General features: G+C 48.8%; 27 protein-coding genes. 5 read left to right on the top strand and 22 right to left on the bottom strand.

Annotated features, from left to right (window positions below; genetic code table 11):
• Positions 1 to 56 precede the first annotated feature (56 nt).
• The 7 genes from C7R94_RS15595 to C7R94_RS15565 all read right to left on the bottom strand — a co-directional run bounded on the left by C7R94_RS15595 (position 57) and on the right by C7R94_RS15565 (position 7,421).
• On the bottom strand, positions 57 to 2,126 hold the full coding sequence (locus tag C7R94_RS15595; RefSeq protein WP_106782589.1) for a YecA family protein: 2,070 nt from the start codon (positions 2,124 to 2,126) through the stop codon (positions 57 to 59).
• An 81-nt stretch (positions 2,127 to 2,207) separates the two neighbouring features.
• The gene (locus C7R94_RS15590) at positions 2,208 to 2,483 is read right to left on the bottom strand and encodes a hypothetical protein (protein WP_007717030.1); all 276 of its coding nucleotides are present in this window, start codon (positions 2,481 to 2,483) and stop codon (positions 2,208 to 2,210) included.
• Complete coding sequence (locus tag C7R94_RS15585) at positions 2,480 to 3,475, bottom strand: hypothetical protein (RefSeq protein WP_106782586.1); 996 nt, start codon at positions 3,473 to 3,475, stop codon at positions 2,480 to 2,482. The genes C7R94_RS15590 and C7R94_RS15585 overlap by 4 nt, the downstream gene beginning before the upstream one ends.
• Before the next feature lie 166 nt (positions 3,476 to 3,641).
• Positions 3,642 to 5,204, bottom strand: a complete 1,563-nt coding sequence (locus tag C7R94_RS15580) for a YcdB/YcdC domain-containing protein (RefSeq protein ID WP_106782582.1) — start codon at positions 5,202 to 5,204, stop codon at positions 3,642 to 3,644.
• 121 nt (positions 5,205 to 5,325) lie between these two features.
• Positions 5,326 to 6,273, bottom strand: coding sequence for a 3'-5' exoribonuclease YhaM family protein (locus C7R94_RS15575; protein ID WP_106782579.1), 948 nt, complete (start codon positions 6,271 to 6,273; stop codon positions 5,326 to 5,328).
• Between the two features lie 19 nt (positions 6,274 to 6,292).
• Positions 6,293 to 6,811: a YkvA family protein gene (locus tag C7R94_RS15570; protein WP_106782576.1), complete on the bottom strand. Its 519-nt coding sequence runs from the start codon at positions 6,809 to 6,811 to the stop codon at positions 6,293 to 6,295.
• Positions 6,804 to 7,421: a DedA family protein gene (locus tag C7R94_RS15565; RefSeq protein WP_206768044.1), complete on the bottom strand. Its 618-nt coding sequence runs from the start codon at positions 7,419 to 7,421 to the stop codon at positions 6,804 to 6,806. Before C7R94_RS15565 ends, C7R94_RS15570 begins: the two co-directional genes overlap by 8 nt.
• 224 nt (positions 7,422 to 7,645) lie before the next feature.
• Between C7R94_RS15565 and C7R94_RS15560 the strand changes: the two genes are divergently transcribed.
• Positions 7,646 to 8,131, top strand: coding sequence for a DUF2062 domain-containing protein (locus C7R94_RS15560; protein ID WP_106782569.1), 486 nt, complete (start codon positions 7,646 to 7,648; stop codon positions 8,129 to 8,131).
• A 61-nt stretch (positions 8,132 to 8,192) separates the two neighbouring features.
• Here C7R94_RS15560 and C7R94_RS15555 read toward each other — a convergent pair whose 3' ends face one another.
• The 3 genes from C7R94_RS15555 to nadE all read right to left on the bottom strand — a co-directional run bounded on the left by C7R94_RS15555 (position 8,193) and on the right by nadE (position 10,058).
• Positions 8,193 to 8,414, bottom strand: coding sequence for a hypothetical protein (locus C7R94_RS15555; RefSeq protein ID WP_047068553.1), 222 nt, complete (start codon positions 8,412 to 8,414; stop codon positions 8,193 to 8,195).
• A 64-nt stretch (positions 8,415 to 8,478) separates the two neighbouring features.
• Entirely contained in the window at positions 8,479 to 9,303 is an 825-nt protein-coding gene (locus C7R94_RS15550) for an MBL fold metallo-hydrolase (protein WP_106782566.1), read from the bottom strand.
• Between the two features lie 2 nt (positions 9,304 to 9,305).
• The gene (gene nadE, locus C7R94_RS15545) at positions 9,306 to 10,058 is read right to left on the bottom strand and encodes an NAD(+) synthase (protein ID WP_106782564.1); all 753 of its coding nucleotides are present in this window, start codon (positions 10,056 to 10,058) and stop codon (positions 9,306 to 9,308) included.
• 132 nt (positions 10,059 to 10,190) lie between these two features.
• Between nadE and map the strand changes: the two genes are divergently transcribed.
• The 3 genes from map (at position 10,191) to C7R94_RS15530 (ending at position 12,753) form a co-directional block, all read left to right on the top strand.
• Positions 10,191 to 10,937: a type I methionyl aminopeptidase gene (gene map / locus C7R94_RS15540; RefSeq protein ID WP_106782561.1), complete on the top strand. Its 747-nt coding sequence runs from the start codon at positions 10,191 to 10,193 to the stop codon at positions 10,935 to 10,937.
• Positions 10,938 to 11,116: 179 nt separating this feature from the next.
• A complete protein-coding gene (locus tag C7R94_RS15535) occupies positions 11,117 to 12,142 on the top strand; it encodes an LLM class flavin-dependent oxidoreductase (RefSeq protein ID WP_106782558.1) in 1,026 nt (341 codons plus the stop codon).
• 14 nt (positions 12,143 to 12,156) lie between these two features.
• Positions 12,157 to 12,753, top strand: a complete 597-nt coding sequence (locus C7R94_RS15530; protein ID WP_106782556.1) for a TetR/AcrR family transcriptional regulator — start codon at positions 12,157 to 12,159, stop codon at positions 12,751 to 12,753.
• A gap of 65 nt (positions 12,754 to 12,818) precedes the next feature.
• Here the strand turns inward: C7R94_RS15530 and C7R94_RS15525 are convergent, their stop codons facing one another.
• From C7R94_RS15525 to C7R94_RS15470, 12 genes are all read right to left on the bottom strand, one after another.
• Positions 12,819 to 12,998 (bottom strand): hypothetical protein, encoded by a 180-nt coding sequence (locus C7R94_RS15525; RefSeq protein WP_047068559.1) that lies wholly within the window; start codon positions 12,996 to 12,998, stop codon positions 12,819 to 12,821.
• Between the two features lie 147 nt (positions 12,999 to 13,145).
• Positions 13,146 to 13,493 (bottom strand): PspC domain-containing protein, encoded by a 348-nt coding sequence (locus tag C7R94_RS15520; protein ID WP_083995015.1) that lies wholly within the window; start codon positions 13,491 to 13,493, stop codon positions 13,146 to 13,148.
• A 116-nt stretch (positions 13,494 to 13,609) separates the two neighbouring features.
• The gene (locus tag C7R94_RS15515; protein ID WP_106782554.1) at positions 13,610 to 14,230 is read right to left on the bottom strand and encodes a flavin reductase family protein; all 621 of its coding nucleotides are present in this window, start codon (positions 14,228 to 14,230) and stop codon (positions 13,610 to 13,612) included.
• A 19-nt stretch (positions 14,231 to 14,249) separates the two neighbouring features.
• A complete protein-coding gene (locus C7R94_RS15510) occupies positions 14,250 to 15,410 on the bottom strand; it encodes a homogentisate 1,2-dioxygenase (RefSeq protein ID WP_106782551.1) in 1,161 nt (386 codons plus the stop codon).
• Positions 15,411 to 15,435: 25 nt separating this feature from the next.
• Complete coding sequence (locus tag C7R94_RS15505) at positions 15,436 to 16,353, bottom strand: fumarylacetoacetate hydrolase family protein (RefSeq protein WP_106782549.1); 918 nt, start codon at positions 16,351 to 16,353, stop codon at positions 15,436 to 15,438.
• Between the two features lie 391 nt (positions 16,354 to 16,744).
• Positions 16,745 to 17,665: an RluA family pseudouridine synthase gene (locus C7R94_RS15500; RefSeq protein WP_106782546.1), complete on the bottom strand. Its 921-nt coding sequence runs from the start codon at positions 17,663 to 17,665 to the stop codon at positions 16,745 to 16,747.
• 85 nt (positions 17,666 to 17,750) lie between these two features.
• Positions 17,751 to 18,230 (bottom strand): hypothetical protein, encoded by a 480-nt coding sequence (locus tag C7R94_RS15495; protein WP_106782544.1) that lies wholly within the window; start codon positions 18,228 to 18,230, stop codon positions 17,751 to 17,753.
• Positions 18,231 to 18,303: 73 nt separating this feature from the next.
• The gene (locus C7R94_RS15490) at positions 18,304 to 19,008 is read right to left on the bottom strand and encodes an MBL fold metallo-hydrolase (RefSeq protein WP_106782542.1); all 705 of its coding nucleotides are present in this window, start codon (positions 19,006 to 19,008) and stop codon (positions 18,304 to 18,306) included.
• A gap of 7 nt (positions 19,009 to 19,015) precedes the next feature.
• A complete protein-coding gene (locus tag C7R94_RS15485) occupies positions 19,016 to 19,645 on the bottom strand; it encodes a TetR/AcrR family transcriptional regulator (RefSeq protein ID WP_106782540.1) in 630 nt (209 codons plus the stop codon).
• A 179-nt stretch (positions 19,646 to 19,824) separates the two neighbouring features.
• Positions 19,825 to 20,346, bottom strand: coding sequence for a thiol peroxidase (gene tpx / locus C7R94_RS15480; protein ID WP_015892342.1), 522 nt, complete (start codon positions 20,344 to 20,346; stop codon positions 19,825 to 19,827).
• Between the two features lie 87 nt (positions 20,347 to 20,433).
• Positions 20,434 to 20,967 carry a hypothetical protein gene (locus tag C7R94_RS15475; RefSeq protein WP_106782538.1) on the bottom strand — a complete coding sequence of 178 codons (534 nt, stop codon included), beginning with the start codon at positions 20,965 to 20,967 and terminating at the stop codon, positions 20,434 to 20,436.
• Between the two features lie 49 nt (positions 20,968 to 21,016).
• Complete coding sequence (locus C7R94_RS15470) at positions 21,017 to 21,454, bottom strand: gamma-glutamylcyclotransferase family protein (protein ID WP_369835001.1); 438 nt, start codon at positions 21,452 to 21,454, stop codon at positions 21,017 to 21,019.
• A gap of 118 nt (positions 21,455 to 21,572) precedes the next feature.
• Between C7R94_RS15470 and pyc the strand changes: the two genes are divergently transcribed.
• Positions 21,573 to 25,019 (top strand): pyruvate carboxylase, encoded by a 3,447-nt coding sequence (gene pyc, locus C7R94_RS15465; protein WP_106782533.1) that lies wholly within the window; start codon positions 21,573 to 21,575, stop codon positions 25,017 to 25,019.
• Position 25,020: the final 1 nt, after the last annotated feature.

The raw sequence follows: 25,020 nt of genomic DNA, 5'->3' as shown, positions 1-25,020 counted from the left end.
GTCAAAACAAAAAACCCGAGGACACGCATCCTCGGGTTTTCTTCATGTTAGGGGTTCTAGACCAATACACCTGTTGGTGCGCCCAGCACCTGAGCAATGACTGGCGGATACACCTCAGGCGTACCATACAGTCTCCACGTACCGTCCTCACCTTGACCGAACAAGCCATGGATCATCCAATCTGCTGCCAGCATAGCACCCAATTCAGTACCAATAGTCAGCTTGATTGTCTCACCATTTGCCCGTTTTGCCGTACAACCAGAGGAAGTGATCTCTTGCACGAGCATGGATTCTTCCGTGATATCCTTGATCGCCATCGGGCTGCTGTAAAGATTTTGAGTCGCTTCTTTTTCCAGTACACCACGCAAGCGATAAGATTCCGGCAATGTTTCCTTAAACTCGGCGAACAATGGCTGCATGACAGGATAAAGCGCGTATGGTCCTTGCTTATCCAGCCACTTGAAGAACGCCGTCAATACAGACATCAGATTGGTTGCCAACGTTTTGGTCGTTGCGTCCGTGCGCGTGAAAATGTCGTGGACGAGGAAGTATACCAGGTCCTCTCTGCGCAACTGCTCCCATGTAAAAGATGGGCCAAACGCTCCTCTGACGAATGAACGGAAGTTATTCATGACCTCATCGTATTTTTTGACGGTGGCTTCCGACTTGCCATCGGTCATCTCTTGCACAAAGCGATTGATGTCCGCAAGTCTGTCAGGATGTACGGTGTACACACTTTCCGGCAACCCTTCGATCAACGGACGGCGCAGCAGGTTATGCACGTCCAGGCTGTCATTTGACAACGAGAGGCGCGGACGAAGCATGTCCATACGGATAAAGCGAGCCAAACCTTGTCCCACTTTATGATCCTGTTCCATTTGCTCCATCAGCTTGTGGAGTTTTTCATGCAGCGCCTCGTTTTCTGTAGCCGCGACCAGGAGCGGAGCCAAATCATCGAGCTGTTCATGGGAGGTAACCAGCCATTTTTCAGCAAAATAGGTTTGGACTGCCCACTGCAGCACTTTTGGTGGCAAAGTAGGCTGACTTGTAATAAACAGGGTACCTTTGGACAAACGAGAGCCAGTTGAAGTAAGAACGCGAATCTCCTCTTCGTTCTCAAATGCAAGCAGCAGCAAAAGCTCTGCGACTTCGTCCAACTGCGGTGCATACCCTTCCAGAACCAGGCTGTCATCCTGCAAAATCACTTCTGCCTGTACTTCGTATAGCTCCAGCAAGGCATCCTTTAAATTCGGGAACAAATGCTCTTCCTTGCGTGACGCATATACCCATGTCTCACGAGCACCATCCCGTTTTTTCAGCTCAAATGCAGGATTCGACTCAATTACTTTCAGCAGCTGTTTACGATCTTGCATAGCATAGGTACGACGCAGAAGCGATTCTGGCTTCGGCGCTTCCGACTCGCTTGCCGCTTCACCAAATTGAACGATGAAGTGATACAGCTCTGTCGTATAGCTTCTCTTGCTCGTATCTGCCTTCGCAGCTTCTACTTCTGGATGCTGGCGTAACCACTCGAGCATGCTTTCCTTAACATGCGGCTGCAAGATGATGCTGCCAGAGAAGAGCATATCACGGAGACCTAGATTCAGCAGGCGCCCTACGATCAATTGTCCAGGGAAAACATTCAACGTATTGGCACGAAGAAGATAGTGTTTTTCCTCCGAAATCGGTTGTTGAACCGTGATGACATCACGATCCACTTCCATGATTTCATAAACATTCAGGTGCAATCCAGCAAACGCACGACGAAGATCAGGCTCCATCCGACGTCCATGCTGTTTGATATAGTTCTCAAGCAGCGTGCTTCCGCCTGTTTTGACGTCCAATACACACCAGTTGAAGAAATGGGCTGCCCATTCAGGTCGTGCAACACTCTCTTGGGTCAAGCCTACTTCTTCGGCAAAACGATTCCGCGCTTCTTGAATCGTCTCGCTGGTTGCATTTGCGCCGACAAAATGGTTTAGTCTTTCGACCCAGCCAGCGTATTCCTTTTGCAGCTTTTGCTCGTGGCGGCTACGCAGCTCCGTAATAGGAGTGACAACCCCACAGCATTTTTTGTATTTTTTTCCGCTCCCACAAGGGCACAGTTCGTTTCTTCCTACCGACATAGAGGGTTTGGATCTCCTTTCCATCCCACGCGGCATGCGCGGGGAATCATGCACAATCCCCCTATTTTACCGCATTATTCGTCATGTGTTCAAGTGTTCTCGCTTTGGTTCATGTGCGATACCCACATCCGTGTTGTTGCTTTCCCATTGAACAATAAATTGTTCCAGTCGATTCATCAACCTGACGATGCGCTGCTTCTCGCCCATGCATGCTGAAATAGCAGAGAGTTGGTTCGTGGCAAAAAGCTCCACCACTTCCTTCTCCATTTCTTGAAGGCGAATCCGATAGCCCGCGATAACCTCGCGCAGGATGGCAAATCTCTGCTCTAACCGGATCGTAGCCTCAAGTTTACTCATTGTTGTTCACTGGTCGCAAGCACCTGCTGAATGCCAAGTACGATCTGCTCATGCTTATGTTTCTCTTTCATCAGCACTTCTATAGCTTGCATATTGCTTTGTTGAAAATGAGCAACAACTTCTTGGGACATTTCTTGGTTTCTTGTCTCCAAGCGGTTGATCGCTTCTTGCATCAGTTTTTGTACTTCCTCGAGAACTTGCTGGTTGGTAATGGTAGACATAGTGGCTTCCTCCTTGTTAAATAATGGCTCTTGTTGTTCTTCCACCTGGTGTAAGGGATTCGCTGGTTCTTCCGATGCAATTTCTTCTGAGACGGACTCGCTGTTTCCTATTGATACAGAAGGGGCAGCAACAGCAACCTCGAGGGCCGCCTGCTCTTCCTTGGAATCTTCGCTACGAGCAATGATGTACATGGTATCACCGTCAATGCGGAAGCGGTCATCTTGCGCAGGGAGAAAAGCAGCATCTGCAGCAATTCCTACTTCCTGCTCCAGAAAATGGACTAATGTGCGAGCAGCTACCTGTGTAATGCCATTGTCGCGGCAAAACGCATACACTTGGTCATTGCCCAAAGTCCACTCTGCCAAAAACCATCTGCTGTCGCCTTGATATTGCACAAAGCGAGGATCGCGTTCCAATTGCAGCATACGAAGAATCTGATTCCAGCCAAACTGCGTTTGACGACGCAGCTCTGCGACAATTTGCTCAAGCTTTTTTGGTGTTTGGCTATCGCGCAAATAGCGATGAGCCAAGTCGTACACTTGATGCGGCTGGTGAGTGACCTCTACGATCGCCTCTGAGCTTCCAACTCGCACTGGAGACTGCTCCATGTTCAACACTTTATCCAGTATTGTCTTACAGTCCAGATCCAAAAAAGCATTCAGCTCATTCGCTTCCATCCGGGAGCAGATCTCCGTACGTGGAAGGGAGCGCTCACCGGGCCGGAATACCTTTTTTACAATACTTGGTAGGGTATAAGTTGGCCGTTTCATTGCACTTTCTCCTTCTCGTGATCAGCATTGTTTGCCAAATCAAATGGGAATCAAGAAGTTATTCTACAAAAAGAAAAAAAATCCTACCTGCCTTGAAGTGTTTATGAATTCCGATAATGATGAAAAGGAAAACCCGACATGGCTTCTTCACCATATCGGGTATGGGTTATTGGGTAGCTTTCCATTCCAGCCAGGTTTCCTCCACTGCCCCCGTTGCAGCATCGATCTGTAGAGACTTGGCACCTGCTGTCGGTAAATAGACCAGCTGCGGCAGTTTCGCAGAATGCGTCCCTACCTTTGGATACCAGTATGCCAAGCGCAGATTTGCTTCTTTGACATACGCATCCTTTGCTTTCTCATCCTTGACAATACCATCTTTATTGATGGTAGCAGGCATGGAGGGCAGTTCATTTACTTGAGCAAGGACTACATTGCCTTTCTTTGCGTCCACTTCGAGGTAGAACAGTGGCCTCTTAGTAGGGATACCATTGATCTCAGGATGAAAAGCAAAGCTACTGATCGGCCGCACCAGATTTTGATCCGCCCAACCAGGCAGATTTTCCACAAGACTCGTCTCCTTCACGGAGAAAGCTTGTTCTTTGGACAATAAGTATTTCTCCACAAATTGTACGGCGATGTCTTTTGCCTCATCATGCGTGAGCGGTTTCTCAAGCTCCTTTTCTACAGGACCGTCCAGCTTGAATTCAATGGGTGATTTTGTTTTACGGTCGAGCGTAATCCACGCACTTTGATACGAGCTCGCATTCCATTCATGGCGATCGATATCACTGTTTCTATACTTTTTGTCTTCTTTTACATTTTTGTACGTGCGTTGATTTAGCTTCAGGCCAAAATCCTTCTCGAGCACCTGCTCCATTTTTTTCGTATCTCGCCAGACACCCAAGTCTGCTGTTCCTTTGATTTTCATCGTCTTATTCGCTGTTTTATTCACAGATGGAACCATTTCACCAGACAGAGCATCTATCGTTGGCCATTGGTCCGGCACGTAAACGAGCTTGCTCGCTGACTCATCGTAGACCAATTCCAAGGATACCTTGTCTTGCCACTCCTTCATTGCCTTTTCAAGCGGTACAGCCTTGCTTGGGTCCGCTACTTCTTCTGCGGCAGGAAGCTTGAGCTTTTCTTGCTGAAAATGGACAACCTGACCCTTTGCGTCAACCATGACCCGCGCTGTCTCTTTATCCACCCATGTATTGTTCAACTGTGGGTAGACACTGACAACCGCCAGATGATCCAGCTCAGATGCGCGATCGAAAGAAAGCATCGCTTGCGGGGAAATAACATGGTCAACTGCTATGTAATTCCGAATAAAGTCAACAGCCTTTTGATAGGCTTCCTTTTGATTGATTTTGGTTTTTTTGTCCCGATTCACATCATGCAGGACAAAACTGGTCATATCTCCCTTTGCATTTGTGGAGATCATGAGCGTCGTATTCGTGGTAATCACACTCTTTCGGTCCGAAAGATTAATGACATACCCCGACTTGCTTGTCCCCCCGTATGAGTCCACATGAAGGTCTTTCATGAGAGGCACATAGTCCTCTTTCAATTCTGTTAACAGGTGGACGATGTCTTCTGGCAACTGGATAGGTTCCAGACTCGATTTGCCATCATACGCATAGGAAGACAACGGATGCAGAAGTGCCACTGGTGTCGTGACCATGCTGACTGCCAACACAAACATGGCAGCTCTGTTTCGCTTTTTCACATGAATACCTCCTCATTAAGACATTACTGTTAAGACGAGCATCCTGCAAAAACGTTTCTGATTTATCTAAAAAAGGCCAACTGCTTCGTTTTCCTTAGCAGTTGGCCTTTTGTTCCATAAATTAATACCCGCGCCAGACTTTTCGTCTAAGCACGCCAGCGTACGCCCATTCCTCTTCTTCCGTCATGTCCGCTAGTGTTTGGCTCAAAGCGTTCATTTTGCTGTCGATCTGGTCCAGGTAATGGAACATGACAGCCGTAGGCGTTTTTCCAGATACAGCACTGCCCCAGCCGTTCTCTACCTCTCCATGATGACTCAAAATGCAATGCTTCAAGTGCAGAACCTCCGCGTCCCCTAAAGCAATATCCAGCTTGCGGCAAATGCCGCTCACCATCTCGACTCCCATGACCAGGTGACCAATTAACTGACCTGGCGTGGTGTAATCCGGGGCGATGGGATCAGATAGCTCGTACAGTTTTCCGATATCGTGCAAGATACAAGTCGCAATCAGTACATCTCTGTCTACTTGTGGATACAGTGGCAAGAGGCTCTGTGCCGCCGTCAACAAAGAGACAATATGCTCGAGCAAACCGTGATAATAGTTGTGGTGCATGCGAACGCCAGCTGGATAATGGCGAAGGCGATCCTGAATCTCCTCCGTTGCCAGCGCCTCTTGAATAATGGCCTTGAGCGTAGCACTCTTCAGACTGTCGACAGCATGGGTAAGCTTTGTCCACAGTTCATCTACTGGAACTGGCGAGATCGGAATGAGGGACTCCATCTGAACTTCGTCTGAAGCGGCAGCGGGTCTGATTCGTTGAATCACCAGTTGCTTTTTCCCACGGTACATCTGGACGGCAGCGTCGATCTTCACGACAGACTTGACGTTAATCCATTCCTTCATTTCTGCATTGACATCCCACAGCTTTGCCATGATCGTACCGGAGCGGTCTCCCAGCTCCAGATTCAAGTATTCACTCTGATTACTCGCTACGCCCGCTTCCTTGTTTTTAATCAGGCAAAAAGCGACAACACGCTCTCCCTCTTGATAATCCAATAAATATTTCATCTATTTGTCCCATCCTAGCTTATTTTTTTCGGAACAGGGTTTCTTCCAGCTTTTTCACTATTTTCTTGCCAACTAAATCATCCGCTGATCGAATCACCTTCGTAATGACAGCCAAGAGATCTTCTTCGCCATTCCAATGCTCACGTACAATCGATTCGTCGATATCCACCAAAATCTTGCGCAAAGCATAAACAGCCAAAATGACGTCGTCCACAAGCCCGAATCCGCCGACTAATACCTCAGGAATAAAATCAACCGGGGTAATGAAGTAGGCAACGGCTACACCCGCTAACGCTTTTGATTGAACACCTACGCGTTTGTCCAGCATAAGACGGGCCAAGAGAACAAATAAATCTGGCGCAAGCAATATAAAGCTGGCTACAGAATCATTGATTCCCTTGTCTTTAATGAACGTTTCGATTTTGTCACGCAATTTATCATAAAATCGCTGATGTTTTTCCGGTAATACGACAGGAACCAGTTCGGTTGGCTTGTGAACGACAGGCAGTAGATTTTCGTTGCGGTTTTCTTCACTCATTCTGATCCCTCCGTAATTGCTTTTTTACATTCGCCTTGTGCCTGAAATACGACCAGGCTGCGATCAATGCCAGCAAAGCGATAAAGAAGATCGCAAGGTTACGGGCAATCAAGTCAAACAGCTCATCCCAGCGCTCTCCTAATTGCCAGCCAAGCGTCACGAAAAGCAAGCTCCAAAACAGCCCACCCAAATAGGTAAAGAGCATGAAAGTCGGAAATGGCAATCGTGTGATCCCGGCAAAATAGGCCGTAAACTGACGGACACCAGGGATGAAATAGCCTAGGGGGAGCGCCCATTTTCCGACACGATTAAACCACTCTTCCGTTTTTTTGTAAACAGTGTAGCCCATCCCTAATCGTTTCCCATATCGTTCGAGAAAAGCGTAGCCTAGCGTTCTGCCGATCCAGTATGCTGCCGTCATCGCTGTAACGGAACCGAGAAAGCAGACGAAAAAAGTAGGCCAAAACTCCAATTTTCCCGTGGAGACAAGAAATCCAGAAAAAACGAGCAGCGTTTCTTCAGGCAAGGGCATTCCCAAAATTCCTAGAAAGAACAATCCAAACAAGGCGCCATACCCATATTGCGAAATATAGTCACCAACGGTTCCCATAACACCTTCCACGAATGTCACCACTTTTCCAGCAAGCTGCCCTCTTCCATTATGCCAAAAGAAAGGCGCATTCACAAATCAGAGCTCGTATGGCAACTATTAATTTTTGCCAATTTGGAGATACTCTACAACATCAACCGAAAAACGAATCCAGCTTCACCATTCGCTATATCCTTAAGGGATTTTACGGACAAATGACTTGGGACAAACGAGGGATAGCACGGATGTGGAAAAAAACATATCGAAAGCTAAAATACGAATACTACAAGGTATTGAGAATGAAAGGGGCTCCAGCTTTTGTCGCCCGCGGATTTTCGCTCGGAATCTTCATCGAGTTCATTACCCTGCCTACTTTTGGTATCGCGTTTCTGTTGCTTTTCCCACTCTGCAAGCTGTTTCGCGCCAGTTTGCCTGCTGGTTTGGTTGCGTTTGTCATCGGAAAGCTCATCTTACCGCTTTTCATTCTCATCAATTACAATATTGGATACGTGTTGATCGGCAAACCGTTACAAGAGCATTTGATCCATCAGGAGCCTGGAATGCCATGGCTTCACTGGATGAAAGAAAAAGGACTTGTCTATTTTACCGGGAGTGCCATCATGGGGCTGATTGTCGCGCTCGCGAGCTACTTTCTCGTTTTAACTGGCCTGCTATTGTATCGCCGCAAGAAATTACGGCGCTCATTACCCGAGGAAAGCCCTACCCCTTAATCTCGAACGAAAAAGACCGGTCCGACAATCAATGTCAGTCCGGTCTTTTTTGCTCGCAAAGTTATGCAAAGTAGCCTTTATCGCGCAGGTGCTCCATGATTTCGGCAACAGTTTTGTCTTCTTTCAAGAGCTCCACAGTTACTTCCACTTGCTCTGGGGACAAACCGTTCGCTCCGAGGCTTTCCTTGATCAACACGTCGTTAGGGCGACGGAAGTACGTTTGCAACGTACGCTTCACACGTCCTTCCAGACTTGTTCTCAGCATCAATTCAGTCGTAGACATCTGTTCCACCTCTTTCCTAGAAAGATTTGCGTAACCCTTATTATCTTATAAAACCGTGGAATAATCAACCTTTCTGCGAAATAGCTTCCTTGCATAGTTGATCCCGGTTTTGGTCATGGGAAGAACGAAGATGTTCATCGATCGATACACCATCGTACGTCAGTTGGGAAAACTTCTCTTCCAGTACAGCTTCCTCTACGTTATTGGCGATACCCTCGAAAACAACTGCACGTGCATCCAACAAGTACTGGCGATCCCGTTCAATTCGATGCAGGATTTCCTCGCGTCCTTTTGCAGGCACCCCGTGTCCAGGGATGACTTCTTCCACTTCCCCTTGAAGAACTAACCGTTCGATCTTTCCCAGACTCTCCAAATAGGCACCGCTGTCATCGATAAACGGGAACTCCAAATTGGATAGCATATCACCGACAACAAGCAGCTTCTGCTCCCGGAACAAGGTCGCCATCTGATCGGGTGTATGTCCTGGTACAGGCAGGAAAAAGACTTCCTGCCAATCTTGTGCATCCTCCACAAGCTTCGTGAACTTCGGCATTCCTACTTCATACGATCTGACCACATAATACGACCCATCAAACTTTTTCGCCTTGTTCAGCATACCCTCGATCCGTCCATCGGTCAGGATTTCCTTTTGTGCAATGACTGTGGCATTTGGAAATTTGCCGACACCGACAACATGATCCCAATCTCCGTGAGTCAGGACGAGAACGAGCTCTCTTCCATTCCTCTCACTCTGCACATAGTCAGCTATCGACTCTACCTCATGGGGAAAATAGGCCGGATCAAACAAGTAGAGCCGTTTTTCTGTTGATACGACTGCACTGGTCGTTTGCCACAGACAACTGGTAAACAGCTTGTAGGATTGTGCCATGCCTATATGCCTGGCATGATGTTGCGCTTATGCTCAGAGATTCGATGCAGATAATCAATGCGTTCTTTTGCCTCCGGTCGAGTCTCCCCTGTAATCAGCAAACGATCCAAGTCCTCATAGGTGAAGCCCATCTCCTGTTCGTCTGTCTGCCCTTCCCATAAATCGGCAGAAGGCGGCTTCGTGATGATTTCTTTAGGCACCCCGAGCTCAGCAGCAAGAATTCGCATCTCATGCTTCGTCAAGCTAGCTACTGGATTAAAATCGGCAAGACCGTCTCCGCCTTTTGTCATATAGCCAACATGAATCTCGCTGCGGTTGCACGTATCCGCCACCAAGTATCCCTTTTGGTTAGCGATGGCGTACAGCACTGTCATGCGCAAGCGAGCCTTTGTATTTCCCTTTGTTTTGTCATCAAGCCCAAGTACACCCTCGATAGCAGGTACCAAAGCATCGTAGGCTGGCCCTACATCTACCGAGTGCAATTGAAATCCAATGGCTTCAGCAAGTCGCTTGGAATCTGTTTCATGAACAGTTTGCGAGTAAGCAGGCAACCATACGCCAATGACGCGTTCAGAGCCTAATGCACGAACACACAGCGCTGCCGTAACGGCACTGTCAATCCCGCCAGAAATACCGACGACCGCACCGCCGAGGCCATTTCCGTCAATTTGCTCACGAATAAAGGCAATACGTTTTTCCACGTCTTTTTTTACATGAATCTGGTAGTTCGCCAGATGTTCTTGAAACTTGTCCACGCTACCTACCCCCAGGGTTGATTATTTCTTCCTCATCCTACCATGCCGTTTTCGGTGTGGCAATTGGCGCAGAACGGGACTACACTATATACTATAAAGAGTTCTTGACTAACGAGGAGAAGGAGAGAGTCGATGATTATCCTCAAGACACCTGAAGAAATTGAACTCATGCATGCAGCAGGCAAGATTTTGGCTGCTTGTCATCGTGAGATTGCCAAGATGATTCGTCCAGGCATTTCTACCTGGGAGATTGATCAATTCGTAGAAGAATTTTTGGCTGAAAATGGCGCGACCCCTGAGCAAAAAGGGTTTCATGGATATCCCTATGCCACATGCGGTTCAGTAAATGATGTCATCTGCCACGGCTTCCCGAAAAAAGAGCCACTGCGCGATGGCGATATCGTTACCATCGACATGGTTGTTCGCAAAAACGGTTGGCTGGCTGACTCCGCTTGGTCTTATGAAGTGGGAACAGTGTCCCCGGAAGCGAAAAGACTGCTGGAAGTCACTGAAAAATCGCTGTACCTCGGTATTGAGCAAGCTGTCGTAGGCAATCGAATTGGCGACATTTCCCACGCCATCCAAACGTATGCGCAAGAACAGGGCTACTCCGTCGTGCGCGATTTTACCGGACATGGTATCGGTCAGGAAATGCATGAGGAGCCGTTCGTTCCTCACTTTGGCCCTCCTGGCAGAGGACAACGCCTCAAAGAAGGCATGGTCATTACCATTGAGCCCATGCTGAACATCGGAACGTATCACGCGACTGTCGATGAAGATGGTTGGACAGCACGTACACGCGATGGGAAGCTGTCCGCTCAATACGAGCACACCCTCGCTATTACCGCGAATGGACCTGTTATTTTAACAAAACAATAAGGATGAACGAAGAGCCCTTGCATTGTCAGGGCTTTTTCTTTTTCTCCCAATGTGCTCGGTCGCACATCCAAGCGTTGACATCCCATCTGCCGCTCCGTATGATGCAAGTACGTTTTGTTACTACTCAGTAACAAACTGATCCGACCAGCAACCGCTAAGCACAAGGAGGGTTTCATCCCATGTCCGATACAATCTCATCCAAGCAATTGCGAGACATTCCACTGTCCGTTCTTGATTTAGCCCCCATTACGGAGGGTAGCAACGCTGCTGAATCGTATAAAAACAGTCTCAACCTCGCGCAACAGGTGGAAAAATGGGGCTTTACACGTTATTGGCTCGCCGAACACCACGCAATGCCCAGCGTAGCCAGCTCTGCCACCTCTGTTCTCATTGGTTACATTGCCGGTGGCACCAGCAAGATCCGTGTAGGTTCAGGCGGTATTATGCTGCCCAACCATGCTCCACTCGTGATCGCCGAGCAATTCGGGACATTGGAGTCCCTCTATCCAGGCCGGATCGACTTAGGGCTAGGACGGGCACCTGGAGCAGACCAACGAACAGCACGTGCGCTACGCCTCGATTTGCGGGTTGGTGGAGAGGATTTCCCGGAGTTATTGGAGGAGTTGCGTGAATATCTTCGTCCACGAACAAGCGAGTCGGCATCAGCCATCCGCGCTATCCCTGGCGAAGGTCTGAACATCCCGATCTGGCTGCTCGGTTCCAGCGATTTCTCAGCGCGCCTGGCGGGGATGCTCGGATTGCCGTTTGCTTTTGCTGGACATTTTTCACCGAATTTCACCTTGCCTGCCTTGCAGACGTATCGCCATTGTTTCCGTCCATCGGAAGTTCTGGATCAGCCATATGCCATGGTTGGCGTCAACGTGATGGCAGCCGATACGGATGAGCTCGCGAATCGACTGGCCACCTCCCATTACCAGGCATTCTTAAATCTCGTCCGCGGCGATCTCAAGCCAATCCAACCACCTGTGGACAATATGGATGAGCTATGGAGCGAATTCGAAAAACTGTCTGTCCAAGCACAGCTGCGTTCTTCCATCATCGGCAGCCCTGTTACCGTGAAAAGCAAACTACAAGAGCTGCTCGATGCTACAGGAGCAGATGAGCTCATGATTACGACGCAAATGTACCACCATGCCGATCGTGTGCGCTCTTTTGAAATTGTCGCCGACGTTTGGAAGTCCTAAATGGGGGATGGTATATGACGGAAGCAAAACGGCCTCGCGTGCCTCGTGAAAAAGCACAAGAGATCATATTGAAAGCTGCTGAAGAATTGTTTTATCAAGAAGGGATTCATGCCGTCAGTGTAGACGCCATCGTTGAGCGTGCTGGAATGAATAAAATGAGCGTCTATCGACAGTTTTCCTCGAAAACGGACCTGATTCTAGCCTACATGACCCGAAAGCAAGACGTTTTTTGGCAAGAGTGGGAAGAGAGCATCGCCAAACATCCCAATCGGCCACGAGAGCAGCTCATTCAGTTTTTTGCTGATCTGGCTGAGCGAGCGACCAACGAGCAATTTCGCGGCTGCTGTTTTATCAATGTAGCTGCCGAGTTTCCTGATCCGGTTCATCCTGTTCGCGAGTTGGTTTGCTCCCACCAGAAACGAATCCGCGACGCTTTTTTGGACCGTACGACTGCCCTTGGCGCTGCGCATCCATGCGAGTTGGCCTATACGTTGATTTTGTTGATGGAAGGTACTTATGCGGATAGCCAGACGTACGGAACCGATAGTGCAGCGATCCGCATGGTTCCTGCCATCGTGGAAAAGGTTTTGGACCAAGCGCTTCACAATTAAAAAAGTGGCTCCCTGCCTTCTTCCGGCAGTTGCCACTTCCTCTTTTCGTCGCTCATAGAGCTGTTTTAGCGCTGGGCACTGGTCGCATATTTTTCTTGTTTCGCCGTCATCGCTTCTAATTCTTTGACGTCTTGTTCCAAGTCATGGATGTCTTCTTCAATCAGTTTTTTCAGATGTTGCTTTTCCCGCAGGATTTTGCGGGTTTGCTCCAAACGCTGATTCAAATCGAACACGCCGAGATACACTGCTTTTCCCTCCCTATGTAGGTTTTCCACCTTATATGTTATGCAGCGATTTCCAGAAGTTGCCGACCATTTTTTTATGGGATCAAAATAGGTAAAAGTGAAAAGAGACTTCCGTGAGCGTATAGCCCTGGAAGTCTCTTCTTTACTTTAGAGTCCTTTGTATTTGCCCAATTCTTCGCGCAGACGATACACTTCCTGTACCAAAGCACGCTTCTCCAGACGGTCAATTTCCTGATCCAAATCGTTCATGCGTGCATGTCCACTATATGGAACATCATGCATCGGGAAACCGTCAGAAGCGTATGACCAATGCGGTTCTTTTGGCATGATCATCGCCATCAGCAAATAAAGCAAAATCGGTACGCCTGTAAAAACAGTAAGAACGACAACTCCTACTCGTACCAGCGTAGAGTCAATGCGCAAAAATTGCGCTATCCCACCACAAACCCCAAATAGCCGTTTATCATGAGAACGGTATAGTCGTCTTTCCATCATTGCTTTCCACCCTCTCTACAGTATCCGCTTGCCTTGTATCTACAGGATACCCGATAGGCGATTCCGGTAAAATGGTCCGTAGAGGGATTTGTCCTCCGTCGCTGGACGGAGATCAATCATTTGGCAGGCGGCTCATAAACGGGGCGGGGACGATCAAACTGTTCGCCCAGCGTCGCATACGTATGACCCGCTAATCTGCTAACGGGTGCAAACGCTGTAGCATCAATGCGTCCTGCATGATATAGCTCATCCGCTACATGTACATGCACTACTTCCCCGATAATTAAATCCGAAGTCGTCGGACTACCTAATTCCACAATCTGATGCAGCTTGCACTCAAAATGGATGCGAGATGCACGCAGTCTCGGCACCTTGACGCGAACAGATGGGGCGACTTCCAGCCCTAATGCCTCTACTTCACTGATCTGTGGCGGATAATCAGCAGAAGTCTGATTGACCGCATCCACATTGTGTACGTCGACCATATTGACCACGAATTCTCCCGTTTGCATGATGTTTCGTGCCGTATCCTTTGGGACACTACCCGGCTTGCGCATGACGGCAACCGAAACCATCATCGGTTCAATGCTGGCGACATTAAAATAGCTGAAAGGAGCGGCATTGACGATTCCTCCCTCCCCTAACGAGGTGACCCAAGCGATCGGCCGTGGGACGATACATCCGATCAAGAGCTTGTATTTTTCCTGCCGTTCAATCTCGTGAATGGCGATTTCCATTGTGTTTTTACACCTCTTCCTATTCCTGCGGTGGCAACCAGCTTGACATGTAGGCCTCATCCTCAATTTCCAACGCTTGCTTTGTGACGTGAAGCGGGTGGAATGTGTCCAGCATGACAGCAAGCTCTTGCGTTTCTTTTTTCCCAATACTCGCCTCTACCTTACCTGGATGCGGCCCGTGAGGAATCCCCATTGGATGCAGGGTGATAGACCCCTCGTAAATGCCTTTTCTGCTCATAAAATTGCCATCTACGTAGTATAACACCTCGTCACTTTCAACATTACTGTGGTAGTAAGGGGCAGGGATCGCTTGCGGATGATAGTCGTACATCCGCGGAACGAATGAGCAGATGACAAAGTTTTGACCGGCAAAGGTTTGATGGACAGGTGGCGGTTGATGAATGCGTCCAGTAATCGGTTCAAAATCATGAACACTCAATGCATACGGATACAGATAACCGTCCCAGCCAACGACATCGAACGGATGGAAATCAAAAAAGTAGCTATAGACCACGGACTGACGTTTTACCCGCACCTCGAAGTCTCCGCTTTCCACATGCGTCACCAATTTTTCCGGCACACGAATATCGCGTTCGCAAAACGGCGAATGTTCCAATAATTGACCGTACTCGTTACGATAACGCTTTGGAGGCACGATCTCATTCTGGGACTCAATGACGAGGAAACGACTCTGCACAGAAGGTACAATCCGGTAGGTCGTGCCGATCGGAATGACGAGGTAGTCTCCCGGCTTGTAAGTGAGTGTACCGAATATCGTTTGCAGCTCTCCCTCACCTTGATGGACAAAGACGACTTCATCCCCGTCTGCATTACGATAAAAGTAATCCATCGGCTCTGTTGGTGCGCATACGGCCATGACGACATCGTTATTCCCCAGCATGTAGCGACGTCCGAAAATCGGGTCTCCGCCCGGCTGAACATCAAATGTTTTAAAATGCTGATGCTTTAAATCAACCTGCTCCACATATTCCAAGCGGACGTCTGCGTATTTACGCGTCTCCCTCACTTGTGTAGGCGGATTGTGGTGATACAAAATTGATTGAATCCCGGAAAACCCTTTGGTTCCCATCACTTGCTCGCGGTACAGTCCCCCATCCGGCTTGTAAAACGTCGTATGCCGCTTTTTTGGAACTTCCCCCATTCGTTGATAAAAAGCCATATGTTCCTTCCTCCTTTTTTCATCCCTATTCACAAATCGTATTGCGAAGCACACCGAGGCGTTCCACCTCTAGCTCCACTACATCACCTGGCGCAAGCCAAGCATATTGCTCTGTCCCCAGCTCCAAAATGCAGCCAGTCCCTACTGTTCCCGATCCGATAACATCTCCGGGATACAAGGAGCAATCCTCCGAGGCACGGGCAATCATTTCAGCGAATGTATAGTGAATGTCTTTGAAGTTTCCTTTGGAATACTCTGTACCATTAATGCGTGCCACCATCTTCAGATCGTAGCGGCTGCCCTTCTCGCCTGTGATGCGTACATCCGCCAGCTCCTCCGGCGTAACCATCCAGGGCCCCATGGATGTTGCGAAGTCTTTGCCCTTGGCTGGCCCTAAGCCGACCTTGACCTCCTCCCGTTGTATATCCCGGGCGCTCCAGTCGTTTAAAATACAAAATCCAGCGATATGTTCTTCCGCTCGTTCCACTGGAATGTTTACTCCGGCTTTTCCAATCACGCAGGCAATTTCCAGCTCATAGTCCAGCCACTCGGTTGCTTTTGGTCTGCGAATATTCGCTTGCGTCCCTGTAAAAGCTGCTGCATTCGAAAAATAAAAGACGGGGAAGTGATACCATTCGGGCACCATAGGAAGCCCTCGTTTGGCTCGCGCTGTCTTCACATGAGCCTCAAAGGCGTAAAAGTCACGAAAGCTGGCGGGACGCGGAAGTGGCGAGCCTAGCTCAACTTGCTCCAAATCCCAGCCTTCCTCTGCCTCATATGCGGTTTGGAGAACGGGTAGCCAGTTCGCCCACTCCTCAAGCAAACCTAGCACTGTACTCGGCGCCCCCGGGCAAGCATGCGCAATAGCTTTGACTTTTCCTTCGCGCACGAGCCCTGCTCGCCAAGTATCCCTTTCCCTTTCTCGATAGGAAACCAGCTTCATGAAACCCTCTCCTTCTCTTGGACAAATAAGAAAACCTATATCGAGGCTTGCTCAAGGATGAGCGACCGCGTATTAGCGGAATGTTTTTCCGTAATATCGGGAAGAAACCCGAAGAGGTGTATGCTTTCCGATATGATAAGAAAACCCAGCTCACCCCCAAAGCAATTCCGGTGCATGACAAATAAAAAGGGAAGCCCTCTTTGTCAAAACGATCCGAAACAGGCATCAGGCGCAAGCTGGGTCTAGTCTGCTACTGAAAAAAATCTTTGCGGGATTTTCCCCCGCAGACAGCCAGCTATTCTCTGTTGTGATTCTCATGTTTGTAACGTATTTCTTCTATCATATCGAAAACGCTTACAGCTTTCCAGAGGGAAATGACGAAATTTTTCGCCTATGTCATTTCCTTACCCGGATAATCAGGAAAAAATTGTTGGACTAGCTGCTCCATATCATTTGGCAGCGGCTCCTCCCAGCTCATCGCAAGACCACTGCGCGGATGGACAAAGGATAGCCCCCATGCATGCAAAGCTTGTCTGCCGATATGCTCCCGTTCTCCCCCGTACAGATCATCTCCGGCAAGCGGGTGTCCTTCACTGCTCATATGTACGCGAATCTGATGCGTGCGCCCCGTCTCCAGCTTCACCTCGACAAAACTCATGCCTTCCCCTCGGGCAAGCACACGATAATGGGTAACCGCTGTCTGCCCATCCGGCCTTACCTGTCTGGTAATAAACGAATTTTCCGCAAGGCCTATCGGCGCATCAATCGTACCTTCTTCTGACTCCACGATTCCTTGAACGATAGCTCGATAAGTCCGCTGCAACGTCCTGATCTGCTGCATGCGGCTGAATTGTTCATGCGCCCATTGATTTTTCGCCACGATCATCAAGCCTGATGTATCTTTATCCAAACGGTTCACTGCTCGGAACTTTCTGTGCTCGCCACGCTTTTTCCAATAAGCGATCATCCCGTTTGCCAACGTTCCACTGGGATGATTTCCTGTCGGATGAACGACCAATCCCGCTGGCTTTGCGATGACCATCAGATCTTCATCCTCGTAACGGATGGAGAGCGGCATGTCCTCTGGGGCAACGGTCTCTTCCGCTTCTTCTTCAACCATGACTGCTATTTTATCGCCGGCTTGCAATTTTTCGTTTACAAATACGAGGACACCATTCCGTGTAATGGAGCCTTTAAACTTGGCACGAATGAGCAAGCGACGCGATACACCATACCGCTTTTGCAGCACTTCTCGCACGGTTTGCCCTGCGTCTGCCTCATCAACCGTGAAGCTAATTAATTCTTCTAGCATATTGTCTCTCCTTTAAGTCTTCCCTCCTCCTCAGTATAGCAAAAAACGATCATGGCTATTTGGCCATAACCGTCTGGGCTGTCTATCAGATGTTGTCTTTCACTTCGATGACAAATGCATGACCTGCATCGCCTTGCGTCCACTGACCGCGAACATCGAACAAATACCAGCCCGGCTGTTCGGGTGCCTTCCACTGATTGCCGTTTTCCACTGCTTGCTCAACTTCTTTCGTACCGTTCCATTGGGTTACCTTGAGCGTATTTGCGGTTGGCTGCTGGGCAAAAGTAACCGTCAGCGTTGCCCCTGGCTTTACTTGCAGGGGTGCAGGCTTATGCTCTGCAACGAGTTCCGGTGGTGCCGCCGTATCCTTGCAGATGGACTCGCTATTATAGCTCCAGCAGGAAGATGCAGGCACTGTCGCAGCTGTTTTTCCACTCCATTCAATGACTGGCTGCGGTGGTTCCGTAAGCTGCGCAGTCCCTTGCGCGGACGATCCGTTCCCACACCCCGTCAGTAACAGAGTCGCTATCAGAAATAGTTGACCAAGCCATCCTACCTTTTTCATCCAATCACCTCAAACCTATGACGCGAGAAAAAGGAGATTCGTTTCATACAATTTGGCTCAGTTAAGAATTGCCCTATGATTGCCAAACACTCGTTGGAATCGAAAAAGTAGTAGAGACCTCATTCAAATAATCATCGAGCTGTTCTGCCGGATTTTGGATCGATTTACCATGGCATACTTCCAAATGGCGTGGTCGCAATTGGCGGACGATCAAACTGCTTTTGAGTGCTTGAGCCATATCCGCCGTAAACATCGGCATGGGACGATGCAATCTGCCGCGTTTGGAAGTAAACAAGTCTCCTGCCAAAAGCACTCCATCCTTTTCGTGATAATACACCACATGCCCCGGAGAATGACCGGGTGTCAGATAAGGTTGTAGTCCACCAATGGGAGCTACATTCCCTTCGGCATCCTCTGGCAAAGGCTGAGCCAAGCCAGGCTGAACGTTTACTTCCAGCTTTTTACGACGAGGATACAGCTCTTTTCCTTCCATATACGGAATCTCGATTCGATGGGCAAAGACTGATACGGATTCTGCCGCCGCTATTTTTTTAACGGCTCCCACGTGATCCGAATGACCATGCGTCAGCAATATTCGCTTGAGTGGCCCTGCATTCAGTTGCTTGATAAAGGCCATAATCCGTTTCGTCATAAATGGCATCCCCGCATCGACAAGCGTGACGCCATCCTCCTCCCTGACAATCCAGACCCGCAAAGGTATCAACAGCCACGCTTTGATACACCAAATGTTCGCCGAGATTTGTTCCACTCTTATCACTCTCTCGTCACTCCCCGTTCATTATTTTTTGACTTCCTGCAAGAAAAACGTCTACGGCTAAAGCAAATGTAGGGGCTAGCCTTTCCATCAAGCTGTCCAATGGTTCTTCGGAATGTGTGTACGTACCGACGATGCCATGCAGCGTGTAAAAGTAAATCCGTGCATGGGCCAGCGCTTTTTCTTCCTCCATGTCACTTGGCAAGCAACGTCTTACCGCTTGCCTCAACAAACCAAACAATTGATTGCGCAGCGTTTGCAATTCTTTTTCCGGTTCCTCTACATCGATCCGAGAGGCTTTGATCATGAAGAATAAGGTATACATCGTTCGATTGCGCAAGCAAAAGTGGATGAACTTACTGCTGATTTCACGCAGGTGCTCTTCTGGCGTTCTTCCTTGTTTGGACAGTGTTTCTTCCATTTGTAGAGCCAAGCTTTGCAAAGGTTCCTTGGAAAGATGATGAAGCAGTGCTTCTTTGTCCTTGAAATAAATATAGAGGGTTGTATGGGAACAGCCAGCTGCTTTGGCGATTTCCCTGATGGATACCGTTTCAAAGCCTCGGGTAGCGAAAAGGTCTGCTGCCGCCGTCAAAATGGCTCGTTTCGTTTCTTCTGAGCGTATTTCTTGTTTGCTTGCCATTGCGTGATATTCAGCTCCTTACTCATTGAAAAAACTTTATAACCAGTGGTTAATAACCGTTGGTTATAATATAACCACTGGTTATGAACTCCGTCAAGACTATTTTTCCACTTGCTGCAAATAAAAAAACTCCCTTCTCGTCACTTGGACAAAAAGGGAGCTTACTTATGAAAAAATGCTTACTTCGCAGCTTGTGCAGCAGCAATCGCAGCCTCGTAGTTTGGATGCTCACCAGCAGCAGCCACATACTCAGCGTGTACAACCTTGTCGTTTGCATCGATTACGAATACAGCGCGAGACAAGAGACGGAATTCTTTGATCGCTACGCCGTAAGCTGTACCGAAGCTCAGGTCTTTGTGGTCAGATACAGTTTTCACCTTGTCGATGCCAGCAGCACCGCACCAGCGGTTTTGCGCGAATGGCAGGTCAACGGAAACTGTCAGCACAGTAACGCCTTCCAATTTCGCAGCCTCTTCGTTGAAACGGCGAGTTTGTGCATCGCACACGCCTGTGTCAATAGAAGGGATTACGGAGATGATGCGAACAGTGCCTTTGGAATCTTCCAAAGTTACAGGGGACAGATCGCCACCTACTACAGTAAAGTTAGGAGCAGTATCTCCTACTTTGATTTCAGGACCGAGCAGTGTTACAGGACCACCTTTGAATACAAATGCGCCTTGACGCTCAACAGCAGTTGTCATGATTTCTTCCTCCTCACCAAATCTTTCATATGTACTCAATTATCATACCCTATCATTCACTTTTTTTCACTATGCCAATAGTAGAAATTACAGATTCACTTGCACTTTTCCGCTCCGCTTGGCTTGTACCTCGGCGATTCGCTTCACTTCATGCTCATACTCCCAATCTGTTTTCGCATTCAGCTCATGACAGCGCATCAGCGCATGATAGAGGGCAAAAGCGAAGGTAACCTGCTTCATTTCGTACCGCGTTCCATGTGATTTCGGCAATGCCGTGTTGATAATCTCAATTTGATACGTGGCTTTTTCCCGCTTGTCCCTGACTGGCACGATATACCCCATGCGCTTTAAGACATGGCCGTAATCGAATTCTCCTTCATCGTCAAAATCAATGGTGTCATCCGATGTTGCCAAGTACTCCAGCAAGGTCCCCATATCCAGCATTTCGAAGCAAGCAGGCTGTGGCATGGACAAAACTGAGCCGTCATTGTTTACAAAATAAATATGGTCGCGATAATGAAAGATCAGTTCATCTTCTGGAACTTCGTCGGGAAACATCCAGTGATTTTGCGGAATCAGGTAACGCCAGATTTGTGCAGGTTCACAATGGAGTAATTCCATGGCAGGGCTCCCTCCTCTTCCCTACCAGTTTTGGCAAAACTAGCACTCGCTATTCAGACAGCTCCTGCATGTAGCCTCGCCAATTCCCATGTGGAATGTGCACCCCTGTTTGCTTGACCAGGTCTCGATCCAAATAACGATAAACGTAGACGTTCACGACCTGACCCGTTCCTTCCATGGTCGCTGGCACGATGATCCGTTCATATTCATTGCGCGGATCACCCTCACCATAGTACGTCTCCAGCTCGTCCAGTCCAGCTAGTGCTTGCTCGTACACATCAGGGGCAAACGTGACGATCTCCCCCACGACCTCCTGCACTCCCTTCAGCAATCCCGGATAGCCTGCCGGCAAATGATAGATCTCACCTTGAATCGTCGCAGGTGTTGACACATGCTTATACGGTTTCACGTAATTCCTATGATTTCCAAAGCCCGCCAAAAGTGTGCCGTACACAAATACAGGCAGCTTGTCGTTCTGATTATTCATGCTCATCTATCCTCCTGTGCTCCAAAAAAGTGGTGTCTTGTGTCGCGAAAATTTTGTATATTTGTTCTATATATAATTTTAATACGTCTTTTTTCCGAGACGTAAGGGGGAGAGAATCATGAAAAAGAGAAAAATCAATCGCCTACTGGTAGCAAACCGCGGTGAGATCGCCATTCGGATCTTCCGTGCCGCAACGGAACTCGGCATACGTACGGTAGCTGTATACTCCGAGCAGGACAACGTTTCTATCCATCGCTTCAAGGCTGACGAGTCATACTTGGTCGGAGCGGGAAAAGGGCCTATTGAGGCTTACCTCGATATTGAAAGCATTATCGAAATTGCCAAGCGCAACGATATCGATGCCATTCACCCAGGCTACGGATTTCTTGCTGAGAATGCAGATTTTGCAAAGCGTTGCCAAGAGGAAGGCATCATTTTCATTGGACCATCCCCTGAGCTGATCGACAAATTCGGGGACAAGGTAGAAGCCCGCCGTCTTGCGATTGAAGCGGGAATCCCGGTGATTCCAGGCACTCCCGAGCCAATCGAAACACTCCAAGAAGCGCTTCTCTTTGCCAAAGAATACGGCTACCCCATCATTATTAAAGGCGTATCTGGCGGTGGAGGCCGTGGCATGCGTATCGTCCGCAGTCAGGAGGAATTGCAGGATTCGTTAGATCGTGCCCGTTCCGAAGCCCGCTCTTCCTTCGGCAATGCCAAGGTGTATTTGGAGCGATACTTGGAACAACCCAAACATATCGAGGTCCAAATTCTCGGTGACAACCACGGAAACATCGTTCATCTGTATGAGCGCGATTGCTCTGTTCAACGCCGCCATCAAAAAGTGGTCGAAGTAGCACCGAGCCTATCGCTGGATGACAAACTGCGTGAAGATATTTGCCAGGCTGCTCTCACACTCATGAAAAAAGCCGGTTATTCGAACGCTGGTACTGTCGAATTTTTGTTAACGCCGGACAAGCGTTTTTATTTTATAGAAGTCAACCCACGCATTCAGGTAGAGCATACCATCACGGAGCTCATCACTGGAATCGACATTGTTCAGTCGCAGATTCGCGTTGCCGAAGGTCATGCACTCTCCGATGAGGAAATTGGCATCCGAGCGCAGAACGATATCCAGATGAGTGGTTTTGCCATCCAGTGCCGTGTCACAACAGAAGACGCTGAAAACAACTTCCTGCCAGATGCCGGACGCTTGTCCGCCTGGCGTTCCGGTGGAGGTTTCGGCGTAAGGCTGGATGGAGGCAATGGTTATCCAGGTGCGATCATTACACCGTTTTATGACTCGCTACTGGTCAAAATCTCCACGTATGGCACGAGCTTCGATCAAACGGCTCGCAAAATGCTGCGAACTTTGCGTGAGTTCCGTATTCGTGGCGTGAAAACGAACCTGCCGTTTTTGGAAAATGTCGTGACACATCCTGATTTTTTAAGTGGCAACTACGATACGTCGTTTATTGACACCAAACCAGAGCTGTTCATCTTCCCTGGTCGTCAAGACCGGGGTACCAAATTACTATCTTATATCGGAGACACGATTGTCAACGGATATCCCGGTCTCCCTAAATCCGAGAAAAAGCCGCACTTCGACTCGCCTCGTATCCCGCGGACACCATTTACCCAGCCATATCCGGACGGTACGAAGCAAATTCTGGACAAAGAAGGTGCCGAAGGTCTGGTACGCTGGATTCAAGCGCAGAAGCAGGTGCTTGTCACAGACACGACATTCCGCGATGCACACCAGTCTTTGTTTGCTACGCGTGTTCGCACCTACGATCTTGCCTCCATTGCAGAAGCGACAGGCAAGCTCGGTTCTGGTCTCTTCTCGCTGGAGATGTGGGGCGGCGCTACTTTTGACACGACGATGCGCTTTTTGCAGGAATCTCCTTGGGAGCGACTGCAAATTCTCCGCCAGCGCATACCGAATGTCCTGTTCCAAATGCTCTTGCGCGGAGCAAATGGCGTAGGCTACACCAATTACCCGGATAATGTGATTCACGCCTTCGTCAAAGCATCTGCTGAAAATGGTATTGATATCTTCCGGATCTTTGACAGCTTGAACTGGCTTCCTGGGATGCAAACAGCCATTGAAGCTGTACGTGAATCTGGCAAGGTAGCTGAAGCAGCGATTTGCTACACCGGAGATATTCTGGACCCAACCAAGACCAAATACAGCTTGGACTACTATGTCAATCTGGCTAAGGAATTGGAAAAAGCAGGTGCCCATATTCTCGCGATCAAGGATATGGCAGGTCTTCTGAAGCCTTATGCTGCTTATTCGCTCGTCTCTGCTTTAAAACAAGAAATCAGCATTCCGATCCATCTTCACACTCACGATACGTCAGGAAACGCTGGCGCCATGCTTCTGAAAGCGATCGAAGCCGGCGTGGATATCGTCGATGCTTGCGTCAGCTCCATGTCTGGACTCACTTCCCAGCCAAGCTTGAACGGGTTAATCGCGAGCCTTGCCCATACGGAGCGTGAGACTGGTTTATCGCTTGAATCGTTCAACAAGCTGTCTGATTACTGGGAGGATGTACGTCCGTACTACCAAGGCTTTGAAAGCGGCATGAAAGCGAGCAACACGGAGGTGTACGTTCACGAAATGCCAGGCGGACAATACACCAATCTGGAACAGCAAGCCAAAGCGGTTGGTCTGGAAGGTCGTTGGGACGAAGTAAAGCACATGTATGCTGTCGTGAATCAAATGTGTGGCGACATCGTAAAAGTGACGCCGTCTTCCAAGGTCGTCGGTGATATGGCACTGTTCATGGTCCAAAACAATTTGAATGAGGAAAACATTTGGGAGAAAGGCACACGCCTCGATTTTCCAGATTCCGTTATTCAATTTTTCCAAGGGTATCTTGGCCAACCGCCGGGAGGATTCCCGAAGAAGTTGCAGGAGCTCGTACTCAAAGGTCGCGATGCCTTTACCGCACGTCCTGGCGAATTGCTCGCACCCATTGACTTTACGCAAGTTGCTGCTGAGCTGGAAGCCAAAATCGGACGTGAGCCCAGTCATTTAGACGTCCTGTCCTATATCATGTATCCGCAAGTCTATTTGCAATTTGAACAACGCCTGAAGGAATACGGAGACCTGTCGGTATTGAATACGGGAACGTTTTTCTACGGATTGCGTCCGGGTGAGGAAACTGCCATTACGATCGAGCGCGGTAAAACGCTGATTATCAAGCTGGTTGCAGTTGGTGAGCTTCATCCAGATGGCCGTCGCATCATCTATTTTGAACTGAACGGACAGCCACGAGAAATTTTCATCCGTGACCAGTCTGCGAAAGTATCTGAACTGATCCGCCGAAAAGCAGAGGCGCAAAACCCTGCCCACCTCGGTGCCTCCATGCCAGGAAAAGTGCTCAAGGTGCTTGTAGCAGAAGGTGACAAGGTGCGTAAAGGCGAGCATCTTTTGGTGAGTGAAGCGATGAAAATGGAGACGACGATTCAGGCCCCGCTCGACGGAAAAATTAAAGCCGTCTATGTGAAAGCAGGCGAAGCCATTCAAACTGGCGATCTGCTCATTGAAATGGAGTAGG

Origin of the sequence: Brevibacillus sp. NRRL NRS-603, assembly GCF_003013445.1 — a bacterium.
GTDB classification, from domain to species: Bacteria; Bacillota; Bacilli; order Brevibacillales; family Brevibacillaceae; genus Brevibacillus; species Brevibacillus formosus.
Note: the sequence above shows the minus strand (reverse complement) of the source record. Positions and strands in the feature narration are given on the sequence as shown.